A 766-nucleotide genomic window follows, 5' to 3' on the forward strand; every position below is an offset into this window, starting at 1 on the left:
TCGACGACACCGACCTCGACGCCACCACCGAGGCGGACATCGCGGCCCTCGGCTCGAACGACACCGCGGGACCGTCCCTGAACAAGGCCAACGCGAGTCGACCGGACGAGACCGTCGAGCAGACGGCCAAGAGGCTCGAAAAAGAGTGAGCTCGATGTGATCGAAACCGCTGTCGGAGACAGTATCCGGCAGCGGTTTTCTCTGCGGTGACCGATGTGGTGCACAATCGCACCGCTCACCGCTGACACGCTCATCGTTGACACATCGGGCCGTCAGGCCCCGCAGGAACCGATACTTTCCATCGCCCAGAGGAGAAACACACACCGTGGCACCTTCCAGCGGACCGGTGCAGCCCGCCCGCTATCTCGCCGTTTTCGCGGTGCTGATGGCAGCGGTGTACGCCATGGTCTTCTTCACCGGAGACAAAGATCCCTCGCCGAAGTTGGGTATCGACCTGCAGGGCGGCACGCGCGTGACACTCACCGCGCGGACCCCCGACGGCAATGCGCCGACGCAGGACAGCCTGCAGCAGGCGCAGCAGATCATCGAGACTCGGGTGAACGGTCTCGGTGTCACCGGGTCCGAGGTGGTCGTCGACGGCGACAACCTGGTCATCACGGTGCCCGGTGACGACAGCTCCCAGGCGCGCACCCTCGGGCAGACCGCGCGACTGTTCATCCGGCCCGTGGTGGGATCGGTTGCTCCGTCCGCGGGCGAGGGTGCAGGTACGCAGCAGACCCCCGGTCGACCCCGGCCGCGCCGGTCG

General features: G+C 66.6%; 1 pseudogene. It reads left to right on the plus strand.

The features are described from left to right. Positions 1-325: 325 nt before the first annotated feature. Positions 326-766 (plus strand): annotated as a pseudogene (locus tag RHBS_RS28230) (protein translocase subunit SecD); the annotation flags it as partial.

The organism is Rhodococcus sp. BS-15 (assembly GCF_000813105.1).
Lineage (GTDB): Bacteria > Actinomycetota > Actinomycetes > Mycobacteriales > Mycobacteriaceae > Rhodococcoides.